Annotated in this window: 16 protein-coding genes; 14 read left to right on the top strand and 2 right to left on the bottom strand. The window is 43.3% G+C overall.

What is annotated here, in order from left to right; genetic code table 11:
* The first annotated feature begins 109 nt into the window (after window positions 1-109).
* The 12 genes from O3599_RS04700 to O3599_RS04645 all read left to right on the top strand — a co-directional run bounded on the left by O3599_RS04700 (window position 110) and on the right by O3599_RS04645 (window position 14,152).
* Complete coding sequence (locus tag O3599_RS04700) at window positions 110-1,723, top strand: ribonuclease Y (protein ID WP_214614860.1); 1,614 nt, start codon at window positions 110-112, stop codon at window positions 1,721-1,723.
* Window positions 1,724-1,850: 127 nt separating this feature from the next.
* Window positions 1,851-2,477 carry a guanylate kinase gene (gene gmk, locus O3599_RS04695; RefSeq protein WP_000775041.1) on the top strand — a complete coding sequence of 209 codons (627 nt, stop codon included), beginning with the start codon at window positions 1,851-1,853 and terminating at the stop codon, window positions 2,475-2,477.
* Window positions 2,478-2,501: 24 nt separating this feature from the next.
* Window positions 2,502-2,816 (top strand): DNA-directed RNA polymerase subunit omega, encoded by a 315-nt coding sequence (gene rpoZ / locus O3599_RS04690; RefSeq protein WP_000979235.1) that lies wholly within the window; start codon window positions 2,502-2,504, stop codon window positions 2,814-2,816.
* Window positions 2,817-2,987: 171 nt separating this feature from the next.
* Window positions 2,988-5,384 (top strand): primosomal protein N', encoded by a 2,397-nt coding sequence (locus O3599_RS04685; protein WP_371512147.1) that lies wholly within the window; start codon window positions 2,988-2,990, stop codon window positions 5,382-5,384.
* A 12-nt stretch (window positions 5,385-5,396) separates the two neighbouring features.
* Entirely contained in the window at window positions 5,397-6,332 is a 936-nt protein-coding gene (fmt, locus tag O3599_RS04680) for a methionyl-tRNA formyltransferase (RefSeq protein WP_049544806.1), read from the top strand.
* Window positions 6,325-7,638: a 16S rRNA (cytosine(967)-C(5))-methyltransferase RsmB gene (rsmB, locus tag O3599_RS04675; RefSeq protein WP_371512145.1), complete on the top strand. Its 1,314-nt coding sequence runs from the start codon at window positions 6,325-6,327 to the stop codon at window positions 7,636-7,638. Before fmt ends, rsmB begins: the two co-directional genes overlap by 8 nt.
* Window positions 7,639-7,652: 14 nt before the next feature.
* Window positions 7,653-8,393, top strand: coding sequence for a Stp1/IreP family PP2C-type Ser/Thr phosphatase (locus O3599_RS04670; protein WP_023946526.1), 741 nt, complete (start codon window positions 7,653-7,655; stop codon window positions 8,391-8,393).
* On the top strand, window positions 8,390-10,288 hold the full coding sequence (pknB, locus tag O3599_RS04665; RefSeq protein ID WP_371512143.1) for a Stk1 family PASTA domain-containing Ser/Thr kinase: 1,899 nt from the start codon (window positions 8,390-8,392) through the stop codon (window positions 10,286-10,288). The genes O3599_RS04670 and pknB overlap by 4 nt, the downstream gene beginning before the upstream one ends.
* Window positions 10,289-10,382: 94 nt before the next feature.
* Entirely contained in the window at window positions 10,383-11,141 is a 759-nt protein-coding gene (locus tag O3599_RS04660) for a threonine/serine exporter family protein (protein WP_033686493.1), read from the top strand.
* Between the two features lies 1 nt (window position 11,142).
* Window positions 11,143-11,592, top strand: coding sequence for a threonine/serine exporter family protein (locus tag O3599_RS04655; RefSeq protein WP_000176927.1), 450 nt, complete (start codon window positions 11,143-11,145; stop codon window positions 11,590-11,592).
* Window positions 11,593-11,705: 113 nt separating this feature from the next.
* Window positions 11,706-12,878: a hydroxymethylglutaryl-CoA synthase gene (locus tag O3599_RS04650; protein WP_247939328.1), complete on the top strand. Its 1,173-nt coding sequence runs from the start codon at window positions 11,706-11,708 to the stop codon at window positions 12,876-12,878.
* Window positions 12,878-14,152 carry a hydroxymethylglutaryl-CoA reductase, degradative gene (locus O3599_RS04645; protein WP_247939303.1) on the top strand — a complete coding sequence of 425 codons (1,275 nt, stop codon included), beginning with the start codon at window positions 12,878-12,880 and terminating at the stop codon, window positions 14,150-14,152. The genes O3599_RS04650 and O3599_RS04645 overlap by 1 nt, the downstream gene beginning before the upstream one ends.
* 37 nt (window positions 14,153-14,189) lie before the next feature.
* Here the strand turns inward: O3599_RS04645 and O3599_RS04640 are convergent, their stop codons facing one another.
* Both O3599_RS04640 and O3599_RS04635 read right to left on the bottom strand, forming a co-directional pair.
* Window positions 14,190-15,155: a LacI family DNA-binding transcriptional regulator gene (locus O3599_RS04640; RefSeq protein WP_203175987.1), complete on the bottom strand. Its 966-nt coding sequence runs from the start codon at window positions 15,153-15,155 to the stop codon at window positions 14,190-14,192.
* Complete coding sequence (locus O3599_RS04635) at window positions 15,136-16,590, bottom strand: sucrose-6-phosphate hydrolase (RefSeq protein ID WP_203175989.1); 1,455 nt, start codon at window positions 16,588-16,590, stop codon at window positions 15,136-15,138. Before O3599_RS04635 ends, O3599_RS04640 begins: the two co-directional genes overlap by 20 nt.
* 379 nt (window positions 16,591-16,969) lie before the next feature.
* Here O3599_RS04635 and O3599_RS04630 point away from each other — a divergent pair, with 379 nt between their 5' ends.
* Both O3599_RS04630 and scrK read left to right on the top strand, forming a co-directional pair.
* Entirely contained in the window at window positions 16,970-18,856 is a 1,887-nt protein-coding gene (locus O3599_RS04630; protein WP_247939304.1) for a sucrose-specific PTS transporter subunit IIBC, read from the top strand.
* Between the two features lie 148 nt (window positions 18,857-19,004).
* On the top strand, window positions 19,005-19,892 hold the full coding sequence (scrK, locus tag O3599_RS04625; RefSeq protein ID WP_000164310.1) for a fructokinase ScrK: 888 nt from the start codon (window positions 19,005-19,007) through the stop codon (window positions 19,890-19,892).
* The last annotated feature ends 35 nt before the right edge of the window (window positions 19,893-19,927 follow it).

Raw genomic sequence — 19,927 nt, 5'->3', positions numbered from 1 at the left:
CCAAATTCCCCAAAACATATTCTATTTTAGGTTTGTGAAAATCACTTTTTTATGGTAGAATGTAAAAGAATGTATGTCATTCGGAATAACAATAAAATGAGGTAAAAACATGGAAATCATGTCGCTTGCGATTGCTGTTTTTGCCGTCATCATTGGTTTAGTCATTGGATATGTCAGCATCTCAGCTAAGATGAAATCATCTCAGGAAGCTGCAGAGTTGATGCTTTTAAATGCTGAACAAGAAGCAACTAATTTACGTGGACAAGCTGAACGTGAAGCGGATTTACTGGTTAATGAAGCTAAACGTGAAAGCAAGTCTCTTAAAAAAGAAGCACTATTGGAGGCCAAAGAAGAAGCCAGAAAATACCGTGAAGAAGTGGACGCTGAATTCAAATCAGAACGTCAAGAACTCAAACAAATCGAAAGTCGTTTGACAGAGAGAGCTACTAGCCTTGACCGTAAGGACGACAATTTGACGAGTAAAGAACAAACACTTGAACAAAAAGAACAAAGTATTTCTGATAGAGAGAAAAACCTTGATGCGCGTGAAGAGCAATTAGAGGAAGTCGAAAGACAAAAAGAAGCAGAGCTAGAGCGTATTGGTGCTCTGTCTCAGGCAGAAGCACGAGATATTATCTTGTCGCAGACAGAGGAAAACTTGACCAAGGAGATTGCCAGCCGTATTCGCGAAGCTGAGCAAGAGGTCAAGGAACGTTCTGACAAAATGGCCAAGGACATCTTGGTTCAAGCCATGCAACGTATCGCTGGTGAATATGTGGCGGAGTCAACAAACTCAACGGTTCACCTGCCAGACGATACTATGAAGGGACGCATTATTGGTCGTGAAGGTCGTAACATTCGTACCTTTGAAAGTTTGACAGGGGTCGATGTGATTATCGACGATACACCAGAAGTGGTGACCTTATCAGGTTTTGACCCGATTCGTCGTGAAATTGCCCGTATGACTATGGAAATGTTGCTCAAGGATGGTCGTATCCACCCAGCTCGTATCGAAGAGTTGGTTGAGAAAAACCGTCAAGAGATTGACAATAAGATTCGTGAATACGGTGAGGCTGCTGCCTATGAAATTGGGGCACCAAACCTTCATCCAGACTTGATGAAAATCATGGGTCGCTTGCAGTTCCGTACTTCATATGGACAAAATGTCTTACGTCATTCGATTGAGGTTGCTAAGTTAGCTGGTATCATGGCGAGCGAACTTGGTGAAAATGCGGCTCTTGCTCGTCGTGCAGGGTTCCTTCACGATATCGGAAAAGCCATTGACCGTGAGGTTGAAGGTAGCCACGTTGAAATCGGTATGGAATTGGCTCGTAAGTACAAGGAACATCCAGTTGTGGTGAATACAATTGCTAGCCACCACGGTGATGTCGAAGCCGAAAGCGTCATTGCAGTGATTGTTGCTGCAGCAGATGCTTTGAGCGCTGCCCGTCCGGGTGCTCGTAGTGAGTCTCTTGAAAGCTACATCAAACGTCTTCATGATTTGGAAGAAATTGCGAACGGCTTTGAAGGAGTACAGAATAGCTTTGCCCTTCAAGCAGGACGTGAAATCCGCATCATGGTCAATCCAGGACAAATCAAAGACGACAAAGTCACAATCTTGGCTCACAAAGTTCGTGAGAAAATTGAAAACAATCTCGATTACCCTGGAAATATCAAGGTAACCGTGATTCGCGAGCTTCGTGCAGTAGATTATGCTAAATAAATAAGAAAGAGCAGTTGAAAAATTACTGCTTTTTTGTTACACTAGATAGAAAGACTGTAAAGGATAATCTGGCTTTTTGCCATTATTCTAGAAATGTTATTTCACAGACTGACTAAAAGGAGACACAATGGCAGACCGAGGCTTACTAATCGTTTTTTCTGGTCCTTCAGGGGTTGGAAAAGGAACGGTTAGAAGAGAGATTTTTGAGAGTTCTGAAAACCAATTTCAATACTCTGTATCGATGACGACACGCGCACAACGTCCTGGAGAAGTGGACGGTGTTGACTATTTCTTCCGTACTCGTGAAGAGTTTGAAGAGCTGATTCGTCAAGGACAGATGTTGGAATACGCAGAATATGTCGGCAACTACTATGGAACTCCTCTGACCTATGTCAATGAAACCTTGGACAAGGGAATCGATGTTTTCCTTGAAATTGAAGTTCAGGGTGCTCTTCAGGTCAAGAAAAAGGTTCCAGATGCTGTCTTTATCTTCCTGACACCACCAGATTTGGATGAATTGCAAGATCGTTTGGTAGGACGTGGAACAGACAGCGCAGAAGTGATTGCCCAACGAATCGAAAAAGCCAAGGAAGAAATTGCCCTTATGCGTGAGTATGATTATGCGATTGTCAACGATCAGGTGCCCCTAGCTGCTGAGCGTGTCAAACGTGTTATTGAAGCAGAGCACTTCCGTGTAGATCGTGTCATTGGTCACTATCAGGAGATGTTACCAAAATCTCCAACTACTCGATAAAATTTAGAAAATAGGTACAAGCAAATGATGTTAAAACCCTCTATTGATACCTTGCTCGACAAGGTTCCATCAAAATATTCACTCGTAATTTTGGAAGCAAAACGTGCCCACGAATTGGAAGCAGGTGCGCCAGCAACTCAAGGTTTCAAGTCTGAAAAATCAACTCTTCGCGCTTTAGAAGAAATCGAATCAGGAAACGTTACAATTCACCCAGATCCAGAAGGAAAACGTGAAGCAGTGCGTCGCCGTATCGAAGAAGAAAAACGCCGCAAAGAAGAAGAAGAAAAGAAAATCAAAGAGCAAATCGCTAAAGAAAAAGAAGATGGTGAAAAAATTTAAGGTTGGGGGGACTCAATCTTATTTTTTCTATTGCAAGAATGTACTGATACTCAATGAAAATCAAAAAGCAAACTAGGAAGCTAGCCGCAAGCTGTACTTGAGTACGGTAAGGCGACGCTGACGTGGTTTGAATTTGATTTTCGAAGAGTATGACAAGGAGGAGGTGAGAAGATGACCATAGCAAAGATTATAGTAGATGTGCCCTTGATGCAGACAGACCAGCCCTATAGTTACAGGATTCCGGAGGAGTTTGAGGGAATGCTGGAGGTTGGGATGCGAGTTCATGTACCCTTTGGTAAGGGGAATCGCTTGATTCAAGGGATTGTTCTTGGTTTGGAGTCTCAAGCAGATGAAGAAGAGATGGAGCAAGATTTAAAAGATATTGTCGAGGTGCTGGATTTTTCTCCTGTTCTCACGCAAGAACAACTCTGGCTGGCTGAGGAGCTTCGCAAATCTGTCTTCTCCTACAAAATCTCTATCCTCAAGGCCATGTTGCCGGGATTTCTAAATTCCAGCTATGACAAGATTCTCTATCCTCTGGAAGGTCTGAGTCAGGAAGACCGAGTGCGTCTATTTGGTTCAGAAGATTCGCTAGCCTTTTCTTCTCTAGATTTAGCTAAGCAAGCTGAAATGATGCATTTGACTAGAAAAGGTCTGCTTGGTCTGGAATATCAGGCAGTCGATCAAAAGAAGGTCAAAACTCAGTCCTGGTATGAGGTGAATCTTGCTCAATTAGAGGGTGTTGAGATTTCTGCGCGCGCCAAGAAAAAGTTGGAATTGAGAGACTATTTGCTGTCTCATCCTGAGAGTGCTTCCTTGGCTAGTTTGTTAGAGTCCTATTCGCGGGAGCAAGTCAACTTCTTTGTGCAAGAAGGTGCTGTTACCATAGTCCAAAAGGAAGTTCAACGCTCAGCTGCGTATTTTGAAGGCATTGAGGCAAGTCGGCCTTTGGAGTTGAATCCAGAACAAAGACAGGCGCGTGATGTGGTTGTCAGTGCGATTGGCAGTCACCAGCCTCCCTTCCTTCTTCAAGGGATTACAGGAAGTGGGAAGACTGAGGTTTACTTGCAGATTATCCAAGGGGCCTTGGATAAGGGTAAGACAGCTATTTTGCTGGTGCCTGAGATTTCCTTGACTCCTCAGATGACGGAGCGTTTTATCGCTCGTTTTGGGGACAAGGTGGCCATTCTTCACTCTGGCCTGTCCAATGGTGAAAAGTATGACGAATGGCGCAAGGTAGAGCGTGGCGATGCCCAAGTTGTTGTTGGCGCCAGATCGGCTATCTTTGCTCCGCTGAAAAATCTGGGGGTTATGATTATCGATGAAGAGCATGAAGCGACTTATAAGCAAGACAGTAATCCACGTTACCATGCCAGAGAGGTAGCTATTTTACGGGCTCAGTATAATCAAGCAGCCCTTGTACTTGGTTCAGCAACTCCTAGTCTGGAAAGCCGTGCTCGGGCTGGAAAAGGCGTTTATCAACATTTACGTCTGACCCAACGCGCCAATCCTTTAGCTAGTATCCCTGAGGTTCAAGTAATTGACTTTCGGGACTATATCGGACAAAATGAAACGTCAAACTTTACGCCACCTTTGCTAGAAGCGATTCAGGATCGTCTGGCTAAAAAAGAGCAGGTGGTTCTTATGCTCAACCGTCGTGGTTATTCTAGCTTTGTTATGTGTCGGGAGTGTGGGACCGTGGATACTTGTCCTAACTGTGACATTTCCTTGACCTTGCACATGGATACCAAGACCATGAACTGCCATTATTGTGGTTTCTCGAAGGACATTCCTCAGGCCTGCCCTAACTGTAAGAGTCGCAGTATTCGTTACTACGGGACGGGAACTCAGAAGGCTTATGACGAGCTAGCAGAACTCTTTCCCCATGCACGCATTCTACGGATGGATGTGGATACGACTCGTAAGAAAGGTAGTCATCAAGCTCTGCTTGACCAGTTTGGTAGAGGGGAAGCAGATATTTTACTAGGTACTCAGATGATTGCCAAGGGCTTGGATTTTCCAAATGTGACCTTAGTCGGAGTGCTCAATGCGGATACGGCCTTGAATCTACCAGATTTCCGTTCTTCTGAGAGAACCTTCCAGCTCTTGACTCAGGTGGCAGGTCGAGCAGGACGGGCTGAAAAAGCAGGTCAGGTCTTGATACAGTCCTACAATCCTCAGCACTACGCTATTCGATTTGCAAAAGACCAGGACTACGAAGGCTTTTACGCTTATGAAATGGGAATCAGACGACAACTAGGCTATCCACCTTATTATTTCACGATTGGCATTACCCTTTCTCACAAGAAAGAAGAAGAGGTTGTCAAACGTGCCTATGAAGTTATGAACATTTTGCGGTCAGGTTTGTCTGAAACCAGTAACATCCTTGGACCGACGCCAAAACCGATTGCTCGTACCCACAACCTCTATCATTACCAGATTTTGATTAAATACCGTTTAGAAGATGAGCTAAGTCCGACTCTCAACCAGGTCTTGGCCTTGACTCAAGAACGGGAAAATAGTGAGCTCCGTCTCAGCATTGACCATGAGCCGCAGCAATTTTTATAAGAAGGAGAAGATATGACAAAATTAATCTTTATGGGGACACCCGACTTTTCAGCAACAGTTTTAAAAGGGCTTTTGACAGATGACCGTTACGAAATTCTAGCCGTTGTGACCCAGCCAGACCGTGCTGTCGGTCGTAAAAAAGTTATCCAAGAAACCCCAGTCAAGCAGGCTGCCAAGGAAGCAGGTCTTCCTATCTACCAACCTGAAAAATTATCTGGAAGTCCAGAGATGGAAGAGATTATGCAGCTAGGAGCGGATGGAATTGTGACCGCTGCTTTTGGGCAGTTTCTCCCAAGTAAACTCCTTGATAGCATGGACTTTGCGGTCAATGTTCACGCTTCCCTTCTTCCCAAACACCGTGGTGGTGCGCCTATCCATTATGCCTTGATTCAAGGAGATGAGGAAGCTGGTGTGACCATTATGGAGATGGTTAAGGAAATGGATGCAGGGGATATGATTTCTCGTCGTAGTATTCCGATTATGGATGAGGACAATGTCGGCACCTTGTTTGAGAAATTGGCGCTAGTTGGTCGTGATTTGCTTTTGGATACTTTGCCTGCCTATATTGCTGGGGAGATTAAACCTGAACCACAGGATCCAAGTCAGGTTACTTTCTCGCCAAACATCAAGCCAGAGGAAGAAAAATTGGATTGGAATAAAAGCAATCGTCAACTCTTTAACCAAATCCGTGGGATGAATCCGTGGCCTGTTGCCCATACTTTCCTTAAGGGCGACCGCTTTAAGATTTATGAAGCTTTAGCAGTAGAAGGTCAGGGAAATCCAGGTGAGATCCTATCTATTGGTAAGAAAGAATTGATTGTCGCAACGGCAGAAGGGGCTCTATCCCTCAAACAAGTGCAGCCAGCTGGTAAACCTAAGATGGACATTGCTTCCTTCCTCAATGGAGTTGGACGTACATTGACTGTAGGAGAACGATTTGGTGACTAAAGTAGAAACGGCTAGAAGTTTAGCCCTAGCAGTATTAGAGGATGTTTTTATCAATCAAGCATACTCAAATATCGCCTTAAATAAGCATCTCAAGGGAAGTCAACTTTCAGCAGCGGACAAGGGTTTGGTGACCGAGCTGGTCTATGGAACGGTAACCCGTAAACTCACCTTGGAATGGTACCTATCCCACTTTATCGAAGACAGAGACCAGTTAGATAGTTGGCTTTATGTCCTTCTTCTCATGAGTGCCTACCAGCTCCGCTATTTGAACAAGATTCCAGACCATGCTGTGGTCAATGAAGCAGTAGAATTGGCCAAAGTCCGTAAAAAAGGCAGTGAAAAATTGGTCAACGCCGTCCTTCGCCGTATTCTGCGTGAGGGTTGGCCAGATATTGCTAGCATCAAGCGAAAAAACAAGCGTGATTCCGTTGCCTATTCTCTCCCAGTTTGGCTAGTTGCCAAGCTCAAGGAAGAATATGGAGAAGAGCGAGCACAAGCCATCTTTGAAAGTCTTCTGGTGCGCAACAAAGCCAGCATTCGTGTGACCGATTTAAGTCGAAAAGAGGAAATCCAATCCTTGTTGGAGGCTAGTGATTCACCTTTGTCTCCTTCTGGTCTGGTTAAGGAGCAAGGGCATTTTGCAGGCCATGATTTGTTTGCGGAGGGAGCCATTACTATCCAAGATGAGTCCAGTCAATTGGTTGCGCCGACGCTTGATCTACAAGGAAATGAGCAGGTTCTAGATGCTTGTGCAGCTCCGGGTGGGAAAACAGCTCATATAGCCTCTTATCTCACGACAGGTCAGGTAACTGCTCTGGATTTATATGACCACAAGTTGGACTTAATCCAAGAAAATGCTCAACGTCTGGGAGTTGCAGATCGGGTTCAAACTCAAAAATTGGATGCCAGAAAGGTGCATGAGTTTTTTGGTCAGAATTCCTTTGATAAGATTCTAGTAGATGCTCCCTGTTCAGGAATTGGTCTTCTGCGACGCAAACCAGACATCAAATACAATAAAGAAACGGCAGATTTCGCGTCCTTGCAGGAAATTCAGCTAGAAATATTAGGTAGTGTTTGTCAAACACTACGCAAAGGTGGTATAATAACTTATAGTACCTGTACTATTGTCTCAGAGGAGAACTTTCAAGTCGTACAGGCATTTTTAGAAAGTCATCCTGAATTTGAGCAGGTAACACTAGAACATGAATGTAAGGATATCATGAAAGACGGCTGTATCCTCATTACACCTGAATTGTATGGAAGTGATGGATTCTTCATCAGTCAATTTCGCAAGATATCGGATTAGGAAGGAACTAACACATGGAAATTTCATTATTAACAGATGTTGGTCAGAAACGAACAAATAACCAAGACTATGTCAACCACTATGTCAATAGAGCTGGACGTACCATGATTATCCTAGCTGATGGTATGGGAGGTCATCGCGCAGGGAATATCGCTAGTGAAATGGCGGTAACAGACCTAGGTGTAGCTTGGGTAGATACTCAAATCGATACAGTTAATGAAGTACGTGAATGGTTTGCTAACAACCTTGAGATTGAAAATCAAAGGATTAACCAATTGGGACAAAATGAAGCCTATAAAGGAATGGGGACAACCCTTGAGGCTGTAGCCATTATTGATAATCAGGCTATTTATGCTCACATCGGAGATTCTCGTATCGGTTTGATTCGTGGAGAAGAATACCACCAGTTAACGAGCGACCATTCTTTAGTCAATGAATTGCTTAAGGCTGGTCAATTGACACCTGAAGAAGCTGCTAGCCATCCACAGAAAAATATTATTACCCAGTCAATCGGTCAAAAAGATGAAATTCAGCCTGATTTTGGAATGATCACCCTTGAGCCTGGGGACTATCTCTTACTCAATAGTGATGGTTTGACAAATATGATTTCAGGCAGTGAGATTTCTGATATTGTAACCAGCGACATTTCTTTGGCAGATAAGGCAGCAACCTTGATCCGTTTTGCCAACAATGCAGGTGGTTTAGACAACATCACAGTTGCCCTTATTGCTGTTACTGAGGAGGAAACAGAATGATCCAAATCGGCAAGATTTTTGCCGGGCGGTATCGGATTCTCAAACAGATTGGTCGAGGAGGCATGGCAGATGTTTACTTGGCTAAAGATTTGATTCTAGACGGGGAAGAAGTGGCAGTAAAGGTCCTGAGGACCAACTACCAGACAGACCCGATTGCTGTGGCGCGTTTCCAGCGGGAAGCAAGAGCCATGGCGGATCTGGACCATCCTCATATCGTTCGGATTACAGATATCGGTGAAGAAGAGGGACAACAGTATCTCGCAATGGAATATGTTGCTGGATTAGACCTCAAACGCTATATCAAGGAACATCACCCTCTTTCAAATGAAGAAGCGGTTCGAATCATGGGACAAATCCTCTTGGCTATGCGCTTAGCCCATACTCGAGGAATTGTTCACAGGGATTTGAAACCGCAAAATATCCTTTTGACCCCAGATGGGACTGCCAAAGTTACAGACTTTGGGATTGCAGTAGCCTTTGCAGAGACAAGTTTGACTCAGACCAACTCAATGCTAGGTTCCGTTCATTATTTATCGCCAGAGCAGGCGCGTGGTTCTAAAGCAACTGTGCAGAGTGATATCTATGCCATGGGGATTATTTTCTATGAGATGCTGACAGGTCATATTCCTTACGATGGGGATAGTGCAGTGACCATCGCCCTCCAGCATTTCCAGAAACCTCTGCCGTCGGTTATAGCTGAAAATCCATCTGTGCCTCAGGCTTTAGAAAATGTTGTTATCAAGGCAACTGCTAAGAAATTGACAGATCGCTACAAATCAGTCGCTGAAATGTATGTGGATTTGTCGAGTAGTTTGTCTTATAATCGTCGTAATGAACCAAAGCTAGTCTTTGAAGATGCGACTAAGGCAGATACTAAAACTCTTCCTAAAGTTCCACAAAGTACCTTGACTTCTATTCCTAAAGCTCCGGTACAAGAGGGAAGACCTCAACCTAAGCCCCAGCCTCATCAGACAGAAAAACCAGTACCTAGTCCAAAGCCAACCAAACGCCGTCGTATGAAAGCACGTTATCCAATTTTATTTGCGACCTTCTTGTTGGTTGTGGCATCTTTGGTATGGATTTTATATAGAACGCCCGCTACCATTGCCGTTCCAAAGGTGGCAGGTCAGACGGTTGCGGAAGCTAAAGAAGCGCTTAAGAAAGCCAATTTTGAGGTTGGTGAAGAAAAAACAGAGGCTAGTGATAAGGTTGAAGAAGGTCGTGTTATTCGTACCGATCCTGACGCTGGTACGACACGCAAAGAAGGAACAAAAATTAATTTGATTGTGTCTTCTGGTCAGCAATCCTTCCAACTTGGAAATTATCTTGGAAGAAAGTCCAGTGATGTAGTGGCAGAATTGAAGGGCAAGAAGGTTCCAGAAAATCTGATTAAGATTGAGGAAGAAGAATCCAACGAAATCGAACCCGGTACAATCATGAAACAAAGTTTACCGGAGGGAACAACCTATGATCTTAGCAAGGCAACTCAAATAGTTTTGACAGTTGCTAAAAAAGTAAATTCTATTTCAATGCCAAGCTATATTGGTTCTAGCCGAGAATTTACAAAGAATAATCTGATACAGATTGTTGGTGTTAAAGAGGCTAATATAGAAATTGTAGAAGTTTCTAGCCCAGCGGGACATGAAGAAGGAACAGTAGTGGATCAAAGTCCAAAACCGGGTGAAAAGGTAGATTTGAACACCACTCGTGTTAAAATTTCTATTTATAAAGCGAAGCCGACTCGTTCTTCTTCAACTTCTTCATCCTCATCCTCTTCTTCGTCCTCAAGTTCTTCTCGGAAACCTAACGAGCCGGGGAATGCAGAAACCTCCCCAACACAAGGAAACTCGCAAGGTAATTCACAACGAGGAGATACTTCCCCAGATAATCCATAGTGATACTAGAATCTTTGTCATGATTTCATGGCAAAGATTTTTTTTGACTCCAGATTTGTGATAGAATAGAAGGAGTTGATAAAAGGAGGAACGCATGGAAGAATCAAGAGAATTAAATGCCGTCATCGATGTGATTATGTTAGCTGGAACCATTCTTCTCAAAAGTGGCTCAGAGATTCATCGTGTAGAAGATACCATGATCCGTATTGCGCATTCGCAGGGGATTGTGGATTGCAATGTTCTTGCCATGCCTGCTGCTATCTTTTTCTCCATTGAAAATACCAATATTTCGCGAATGAAACGCGTGACTTCCTCTTCTTATAATATTGAAAAAGTCTGTGATGTGAACCAGATTTCTCGTCAGTTGGTAGGAGGAAATCTTGATTTAGAGACAGCCTTCAAGCAATTGACGGCTTTGCAAGACCAGCCCCTTCCTTATACTAAGTTGCAGGTAACTCTGGCTGCGACCTTTAGCGCCCCTTTCTTTTCGATTATGTTTAGTGGAAATATCTACGACGCACTTGGGGCAGGAGTGGCTACCTTATTTGGTTTTGCCTTTTCCCTCTATGTGGAGAAGTTTATCCGAATTCCCTTTGTAACGGCCTTTGCTGGAGCCTTTGTCTTTGGGATGATAGCCCAGTTTTGGGCTCGCTACACAGGTTTTCCCTCAACAGCAGATTTGATTATAGCTGGTGCTGTCATGCCTTTTGTACCAGGGATTGCCTTGACCAATGCGGTTCGTGATATTATGACCAACCACATAAACTCTGGTATGAGTAAGATGTTTGAATCCCTGCTCATTACCCTTGCTTTAGGGGCGGGAACTTCTGTCGCCTTGGTATTGATGAATTAATATGACACTAACAACCTTTTTATTACAAGCAGTAGCAAGTCTTCTTGCTATTATCACTTTTTTAATTGTACTCAATGTGCAACGCTCTATGCTCTTACCCGGAGGGATTTTGGGCATGGCTGTCTGGCTGATTTATCTCTTGCTCAAGGAACCGACCAATGTTATTGTGGCTACTTTTATTGCAGCCATTATCGGTTCTTGTGTCAGCCAGATTTTAAGTATTCTTTATAAGACACCTGCTGTAGTCTTTATCTTGGCAATCTTGGCACCTCTGGTTCCGGGTTATCTTTCCTATCGGACAACTGCCTTTTTTGTGATAGGGGATTACAATCATGCCATTGCTAGTGCAACCTTGGTTGTTATGCTGGCTTTGGTGATTTCCATTGGAATGGCTAGCGGAACAGTGATTCTTAGACTTTATTCCTACTTAAGAAAGCAGCATAATGGTTAGAATAATAAGCGACTTGATTTGGTGAATCAAGTCTTTTTTCTCTCTTTTACTGCTATTTGTGATAAAATAGTATAGAACGATTTTTTACAATGAATGATAAAACAGAGGTAAATATGACAATCGGTATTGATAAGATTGGTTTTGCGACCAGTCAATATGTCTTGAAATTACAAGACTTAGCAGAAGCGAGGGGAATTGACCCTGAAAAATTAAGTAAAGGACTCTTACTCAAGGAATTGAGTATTGCGCCTCTAACTGAGGATATCGTGACCTTGGCGGCCAGTGCTAGTGACTCTATTTTAACTGAGCAAGAGAGACAAGAAATTGACATGGTCATTGTGGCTACCGAGTCAGGAATTGACCAGAGTAAAGCTGCGGCCGTCTTTGTGCATGGTTTGCTGGGCATCCAGCCCTTTGCTCGTAGTTTCGAGATTAAAGAAGCCTGCTATGGAGCGACAGCAGCCCTTCATTATGCCAAATTGCATGTGGAAAATTCTCCAGAGTCCAAGGTCTTGGTCATTGCCAGTGATATTGCCAAATATGGTATTGAAACTCCAGGAGAACCAACTCAGGGTGCTGGCAGTGTGGCCATGTTGATTACACAGAATCCACGCATTATGGCCTTTAATAATGACAATGTAGCTCAGACCCGTGACATCATGGATTTCTGGCGTCCAAATTACTCAACAACGCCTTATGTAAATGGTGTTTATTCTACCCAGCAATACTTAGATAGTTTGAAAACGACTTGGCTTGAATACCAAAAACGTTACCAGCTTACCTTAGATGATTTTGCGGCTGTCTGTTTCCATTTGCCTTACCCTAAATTAGCCTTAAAAGGCTTGAAAAAAATCATGGATAAGAACTTGCCTCAAGAGAAAAAAGACCTCTTGCAAAAGCATTTTGACCAGTCTATTCTCTACAGTCAAAAGGTGGGGAATATCTACACAGGTTCACTTTTCCTTGGACTTTTGTCTCTCTTGGAAAATACAGATAGCTTGAAGGCTGGGGATAAAATTGCCCTTTATAGTTACGGAAGTGGGGCTGTAGCTGAGTTCTTCAGTGGTGAATTGGTTGAAGGATATGAAGCTTATCTGGATAAAGACCGTTTGAACAAGCTCAACCAACGAACTGCCCTGTCTGTTGCTGACTATGAAAAAGTCTTCTTTGAGGAAGTAGACTTAGATGAAACAAACTCTGCCCAGTTTGCTGGCTATGAAAATCAAGATTTTGCCTTGGTTGAAATTGTGGACCACCAACGCCGTTATAGCAAGGTTGAAAAATAATGAAGATAAGTTGGAATGGATTTTCTAAAAAATCATACCAAGAGCGCCTCGAGCTGTTAAAAGCTCAGGCGCTCCTTAGTCCTGAGAAGCAAGTGAGTTTGGAGCAGGATGAACAGATGAGTGTGACTGTGGCAGACCAGCTGAGTGAGAATGTGGTGGGAACTTTTTCACTGCCTTATTCGTTGGTCCCAGAGGTTCTCGTTAACGGTCAGGAATACACAGTTCCCTATGTGACAGAAGAACCGTCCGTGGTTGCTGCGGCCAGCTATGCAAGTAAAATCATCAAGCGAGCAGGTGGCTTTACTGCTCAGGTTCATCAGCGCCAGATGATTGGGCAAGTAGCTCTTTATCAAGTTGCTAATCCTGAACAAGCGCAAGAAGAAATTGCCAGCAAGAAGGCGGAGCTCTTGGAACTTGCCAATCAAGCCTATCCTTCTATCGTTAAACGCGGGGGTGGGGCGCGTGATTTGCATGTAGAGCAGATTAAAGGCGAAACAGACTTCCTCGTTGTTTATCTCCATGTCGATACGCAGGAAGCCATGGGAGCAAATATGCTCAATACCATGCTGGAAGCCTTGAAGCCAGTCGTAGAAGAACTCAGTCAGGGACAGAGTCTCATGGGTATTCTGTCTAACTACGCGACCGATTCTTTGGTTACTGCAAGTTGTCGCATCGCCTTTCGCTATTTGAGCCTTCAAAAGGATCAAGGACGAGAAATTGCAGAGAAAATTGCTTTGGCGAGCCAATTTGCGCAAGCTGATCCTTATCGAGCAGCTACCCACAATAAAGGGATTTTTAATGGTATTGATGCCGTTTTGATTGCAACTGGTAATGACTGGCGTGCTATTGAGGCAGGAGCCCATGCCTTTGCTAGTAGAGAAGGACACTATCAAGGTCTTAGTCAATGGACACTGGACCTTGATAGAGAAGAATTGGTCGGTGAGGTGACCCTGCCTATGCCTGTAGCGACCAAAGGCGGCTCTATCGGCCTCAACCCTCGTGTAGCCCTCAGTCATGAATTACTAGGAAATCCTTCTGCTAAAGAATTAGCTCAGATTATCGTGTCTATCGGTCTCGCCCAAAACTTTGCGGCCCTCAAAGCCTTGGTGAGTACAGGAATTCAGCAAGGTCACATGAAATTGCAGGCTAAATCCTTGGCACTTCTCGCAGGTGCTAGTGAATCCGAGGTAGCTCCCCTAGTCGAGCGCCTCATCGCAGATAAAACCTTTAACCTAGAGACAGCCCAGCGCTATCTCGAAAACTTAAGATCATAAAAAAACTCAGACAAATTCAGTCTGAGTTTTCTTGTGCTTAAATGCTTTTTCCTGGTAAAAGAGTAACTGGTAAAAAGTAACCAGTTGTCGCGACTTCCTTGCCTTCGATTTTTTGCAAGAGGAGGTCAACAGTGAGGCAGGCAATTTCTTCCAGAGGTTGCTTGATAGTAGCCAATTGAGGATAATAATTCTCGATAAAGTAGGTCCCATCATAGCCGATGACTTTAAGCTCTTCTGGGACAGAAATGCCCAGTTCTTGAGCAATTTTAATAACCAGAATAGCTGTCAAATCATCTGAAGCAAAGATGGCATCTGGCTTTTGTCGAGTCAAGATATTCTTGATTTCCATTTCTTTTCTGACGGGAGAAAAGTCACTGGAAACATTGATAATAGGAGCTTTTGGGAGTACAGATGCAAAACCAGCGTGGCGCAGTCCGGTTGGCGAATTGGAATTGTCATTACCTGTAATCATAATGATAGACTGGGCGCCTGTCTTAACCAAGGTCTGAGCAGCAAGGAACCCACCAGCATAGTTATCAGAGGAGACGACAGGGATGTCTGGAGACAGGTTTCGGTCAAAGGAAATAATCGGTGCTGTCACGCGATTATAGTCTTCAATTCCCAAGTTATGACTACCAGAAATGATACCGTCCACCTGATTGGCTTCCAACATTTCGATGTATTCGCGTTCCTTCTCGGAATCGTGCTCACTGTTGCAGATGATGGTCTTGTAACCATTTTTGAAGAGCTGATGTTCCAGCTTGTCAATCAATTCTGCGTAGAAAACGTTGGAAATATTGGGGAAAATCAAACCGATTAACTTAGCTGATTTTCCTTGCAGACTACGAGCCAGGTTGTTGGGTTTATAGCCCAATTCTCGCATGGCTTCATTGACCTTTTGAATGGTTTTCTCTGATAAATAGCCTTTTTTATTGATAACCCGAGAAACGGTAGTAGGGCTGACACCTGCAAGTTTGGCGACATCAGTTAGTTTTGCGACCATAATCTAATTCATAGTAAGTTCCAGTTGGGTTTCCAGATTTGATGAGGATCCCATTTTGGTCCGCATGTGGGAAGACACGACCAGAAAATACTTTTTCTCCTTTATTGATGAAAATTTCAAAGACAGAGTTATCGATGAAGATTGTAGCAGTAGTAGCCTGATTCTCGATAGGGCAAGAACGAGTAGTTCCAAATTCTTGGGCATACTGTTCTCCAGCTTGGCTACGATCTACTGTCACTTGACCATTTACAAGGTCAAAGTTGATGGAAAGTCCCTTGCCTTCTTTATCAGCAAGTAAGACAATCTCGCTCTGGCTATTGGCTTCCAAGTTGAGTTCAAGTTCGTAAGTGTTCTTGGTTTGGACACGGTTTGAGAAGGCTTCTTCAGTAGCACGAAGGTCCTTGATAGCTGCGACTGGGTATTGGTAGAGTTTGCTGTCTTTGATAGTCAATTCTTTGACCAAAGAGAAGGTTCCTTGATGGTCAAAACGGTCAGATGGGTAAGAAACATCAGGCAAGCCAAGCCAGCTAACAGCTAGAGCACGTCCATCAGGAGCGTTGAAGGCTTGAGTTGCATAGGCTTCGAAACCATAGTCCATGTTTTGAAGTTGAGACACATCTACCATTTTGGCATTTTCAGGGTCAAAGGAAGCCCCAATCTTATACATATTTGGATAGATATTATCGTAATCTAGAACTTTCTTATCCAATCCTTGTGGGCAGTAAAGAAGGACAGGTTGCTCCCCTACAAAGATCAGATTTGGGCATTCCATCATATAGGCAGTGCGGTCGTTAGCAAAGTCAAGGTCGCCAACAGCTTGCCAGTTTGTGTAGTCGTTGTCAATAGCTTTGTAGAGACGAACGAAGCCTTTTTTCTCCAAATCTTGTCCACCGACGATGGCATAGTATTGACCTTTAAAATTAAAAATTTGCGGATCGCGGAAGTGGTCTGTAGAGTCTGCCGGCTGGTCAATTAAGATCTTGTCAATCTTCGTAATATTGCCTTCCTTATCCATCAAAGCCCCAATCTGGTATGGGTGACGGATCCAATTTTCATCGCGGACATTTCCTGTATAAAATAGGAATAAGTTATCGCCAAACTGCATGGCAGAACCAGAGTAGGCACCGTGGCTATCTAATGGAGTGTCAGGCAAAACTTTGACTCCAGTTTCTGTGAAATGAACCAAGTCCTCACTTTCCAATTGAACCCAAGATTTCAAACCGTGGGCTGCACCAAAAGGAAAGTTCTGATAAAAGACAATCCACTTCCCATCAAAGTAAGAAAAGCCATTGGGGTCATTGAGAAGTCCTGTTTTTGGCTCAACATGGTAATGAGTATGCCATGGAGATTGTGCCATATTTTCTTTTATATGTTGAATTTCTTCTTGCGTCCAATCTTGATAAAGTCTGTAACGACGCTCAGTTGTCCATTCCATTCATTCATTCCTCCAAAAATCTTATCACTTTTAATAGTAACCGTTTTCGGAAAAAAAAGCAAGCCTTTTATGTTAAAAAAGAGAAAAAACTGTCAAACGTTTATCACAAAATAAATGCAGGAAATCAATCAAATTTTCACGAAAATATGAAAGAGAATGAAACAAAACCCTTTTAAATAAGATTTTAAACTTATTTTTTCAAGGAATACCTGATAAAACAGTCAAAATCAATCAATCTAAAGCATGCTTACTAAGTGGATAGAATATTTTTTCTGCAAAACGCTTGACATATTTCTAAAACATGATAAAATAATAGTCGTAGGGCGGATAAAATCGCTTTCAAACAAGAACAAAATTTTATATAAGGAGATTTTTGCAAATGAACAATCAGGAAATTGCAAAAAAAGTCATCGATGCCTTGGGCGGACGTGAAAATGTCAACAGTGTTGCCCACTGTGCGACTCGTCTTCGTGTCATGGTCAAAGATGAAGGAAAAATCAATAAAGAAGTGATTGAGAACTTGGAAAAAGTTCAAGGTGCTTTCTTTAACTCAGGTCAATACCAAATCATCTTTGGTACAGGTACAGTTAACAAAATGTACGATGAAGTTGTTGCACTTGGTTTGCCAACATCATCTAAAGATGACATGAAAGCAGAAGCTGCTAAACAAGGGAACTGGTTCCAACGTGCTATCCGTACTTTCGGTGACGTTTTCGTTCCAATCATCCCAGTTATCGTAGCGACAGGTCTCTTCATGGGTGTGCGTGGTCTCTTGACTGCTCTTGGAATGACACTTCCAGCTGATGTGACAACTTACACTCAAATCTTGACAGATACAGCCTTTATCATCTTGCCAGGTTTGGTTGTGTGGTCAACCTTCCGTGTATTTGGTGGAAATCCTGCCGTTGGTATCGTTCTTGGTATGATGCTTGTTTCTGGCTCACTTCCAAACGCTTGGGCAGTCGCTTCAGGTGGTGAAGTAACAGCTATGTACTTCTTTGGTTTCATCCCTGTTGTTGGTTTGCAAGGTTCTGTTCTTCCAGCCTTCATCATCGGGGTTGTCGGAGCTAAATTTGAAAAAGCTGTCCGCAAGGTTGTTCCAGATGTCATTGACCTCTTGGTAACACCATTCGTGACACTTTTGGTCATGTCTATCCTTGGGCTCTTTGTTATCGGACCAGTCTTCCACGTTGTTGAAAACTACATCCTTATTGGTACAAAAGCAATTCTTGGCTTGCCATTTGGTCTTGGTGGTTTCTTGATTGGTGGGGTTCACCAATTGATTGTCGTGTCAGGTGTGCACCACATCTTCAACTTGCTTGAAGTGCAATTGCTTGCTGCTGACCATGCTAATCCATTCAACGCGATCATCACTGCGGCTATGACAGCCCAAGGTGCTGCGACTGTTGCGGTTGGTGTTAAAACTAAAAATCCAAAACTGAAAACACTTGCTTTCCCAGCTGCTCTTTCTGCCTTCCTCGGTATTACAGAGCCTGCTATCTTCGGGGTGAACTTGCGTTTCCGTAAACCATTCTTCCTTTCATTGATTGCTGGTGCAATCGGTGGTGGATTGGCTTCAATCCTTGGACTTGCTGGTACTGGTAGTGGTATCACTATCATCCCTGGTACAATGCTTTACATCGGTAATGGACAACTTCCACTATACCTTCTTATGGTAGCTGTATCATTTGCACTTGGTTTTGCTCTTACTTACATGTTTGGTTATGAGGATGAAAAAGAAGTTGCTACTGAAGTAGAGACAGAACGTTTGGTCCAAGAAGAAACAACTGGTAACATTCCAGCAGCTCTTCAAAATGAAACACTTGTAACTCCTATTGTTGGTGATGTTGTCGCTCTTGCTGATGTCAATGACCCAGTCTTCTCAAGCGGAGCTATGGGGCAAGGTATCGCTGTGAAACCAAGTCAAGGTGTGGTATATGCACCAGCTGATGCTGAAGTTTCAATTGCCTTTCCAACAGGACATGCTTTTGGTTTGAAAACAACTGATGGTGCTGAAGTTTTGATTCACGTTGGTATCGACACTGTAACAATGAACGGTGACGGTTTTGAAGCAAAAGTTGCTCAAGGTGATAAGGTTAAAGCTGGCGATGTTCTAGGAACATTTGACTCAAACAAAATCGCTGCAGCTGGTCTTGATGATACAACAATGGTTATCGTTACAAATACAGCTGACTACGCTTCAGTAGCTCCAGTCGCAACAGGTTCAGTTGCGAAGGGAGATGCTGTTATTGAAGTGAAAATCTAATTAATCCTCTCAAAATGAAAACGAACAAATGACATGTTTGTTCGTTTTTGCTTGAATGGTAAGATTTACAGAGGAAAATCTAAAAAATAGAGAAATTTAGACTTTCGAAATATGCTATAATAAAGAAAATAAAAACAAGAGGTTTATCATGACAAAATTATATGGAAGCTTGGAAGCGGGCGGTACAAAGTTTGTCTGTGCTGTCGGTGATGAAAACTTTAACGTTGTAGAAAAAACACAATTTCCAACAACAACTCCAATCGAAACAATCGATAAAACCATCGAGTTCTTCTCAAAATTCGATAACCTTGCTGGTCTTGCAGTCGGTTCATTTGGTCCGATTGATATTGATAAAAACTCAAAAACTTATGGCTTTATCACAACGACTCCAAAACCAAACTGGGCAAATGTGGACTTGCTTGGTGCCCTTCGTCGCGCTCTAAACGTGCCAATGTACTTCACTACAGACGTAAACAGCTCTGCTTACGGTGAAGTGGTTGCCCGTAACAATGCTGGTGGTCGTATCGAAAACTTGGTTTACTACACAATCGGTACAGGTATCGGTGCAGGTGTCATCCAACGTGGTGAGTTTATCGGCGGTGTGGGTCACCCTGAAATGGGTCATTATTATGTTGCTAGACACCCAATGGATATTGAAAAAGAGTTTAAGGGTGTTTGTCCTTTCCATAAGGGATGTCTGGAAGGCTATGCAGCTGGTCCAAGTTTGGAAGCTCGTACAGGTGTTCGTGGGGAAAATATTGAACTCAACAACCCTGTTTGGGATGTTCAAGCCTACTATATCGCTCAAGCTGCGGTCAATGCGACAGTGACTTTCCGCCCAGACGTGATTGTCTTTGGTGGAGGGGTCATGGCTCAACAACACATGCTGGACCGTGTCCGTGAGAAATTTACATCTCTTCTCAATGGTTACCTACCAGTGCCAGATGTGCGTGATTACATTGTAACGCCAGCAGTAGCAGGAAATGGTTCTGCTACTCTTGGAAACTTTGTCCTTGCAAAAGAAGTTTCAAAATAAAGCACAAAATCCGCTTGGGAAACCAAACGGATTTT

Source organism: Streptococcus sp. 27098_8_103, assembly GCF_041432345.1.
In the GTDB taxonomy this organism is placed as follows: Bacteria; Bacillota; Bacilli; order Lactobacillales; family Streptococcaceae; genus Streptococcus; species Streptococcus mitis_BV.
Note: the sequence above shows the minus strand (reverse complement) of the source record. Positions and strands in the feature narration are given on the sequence as shown.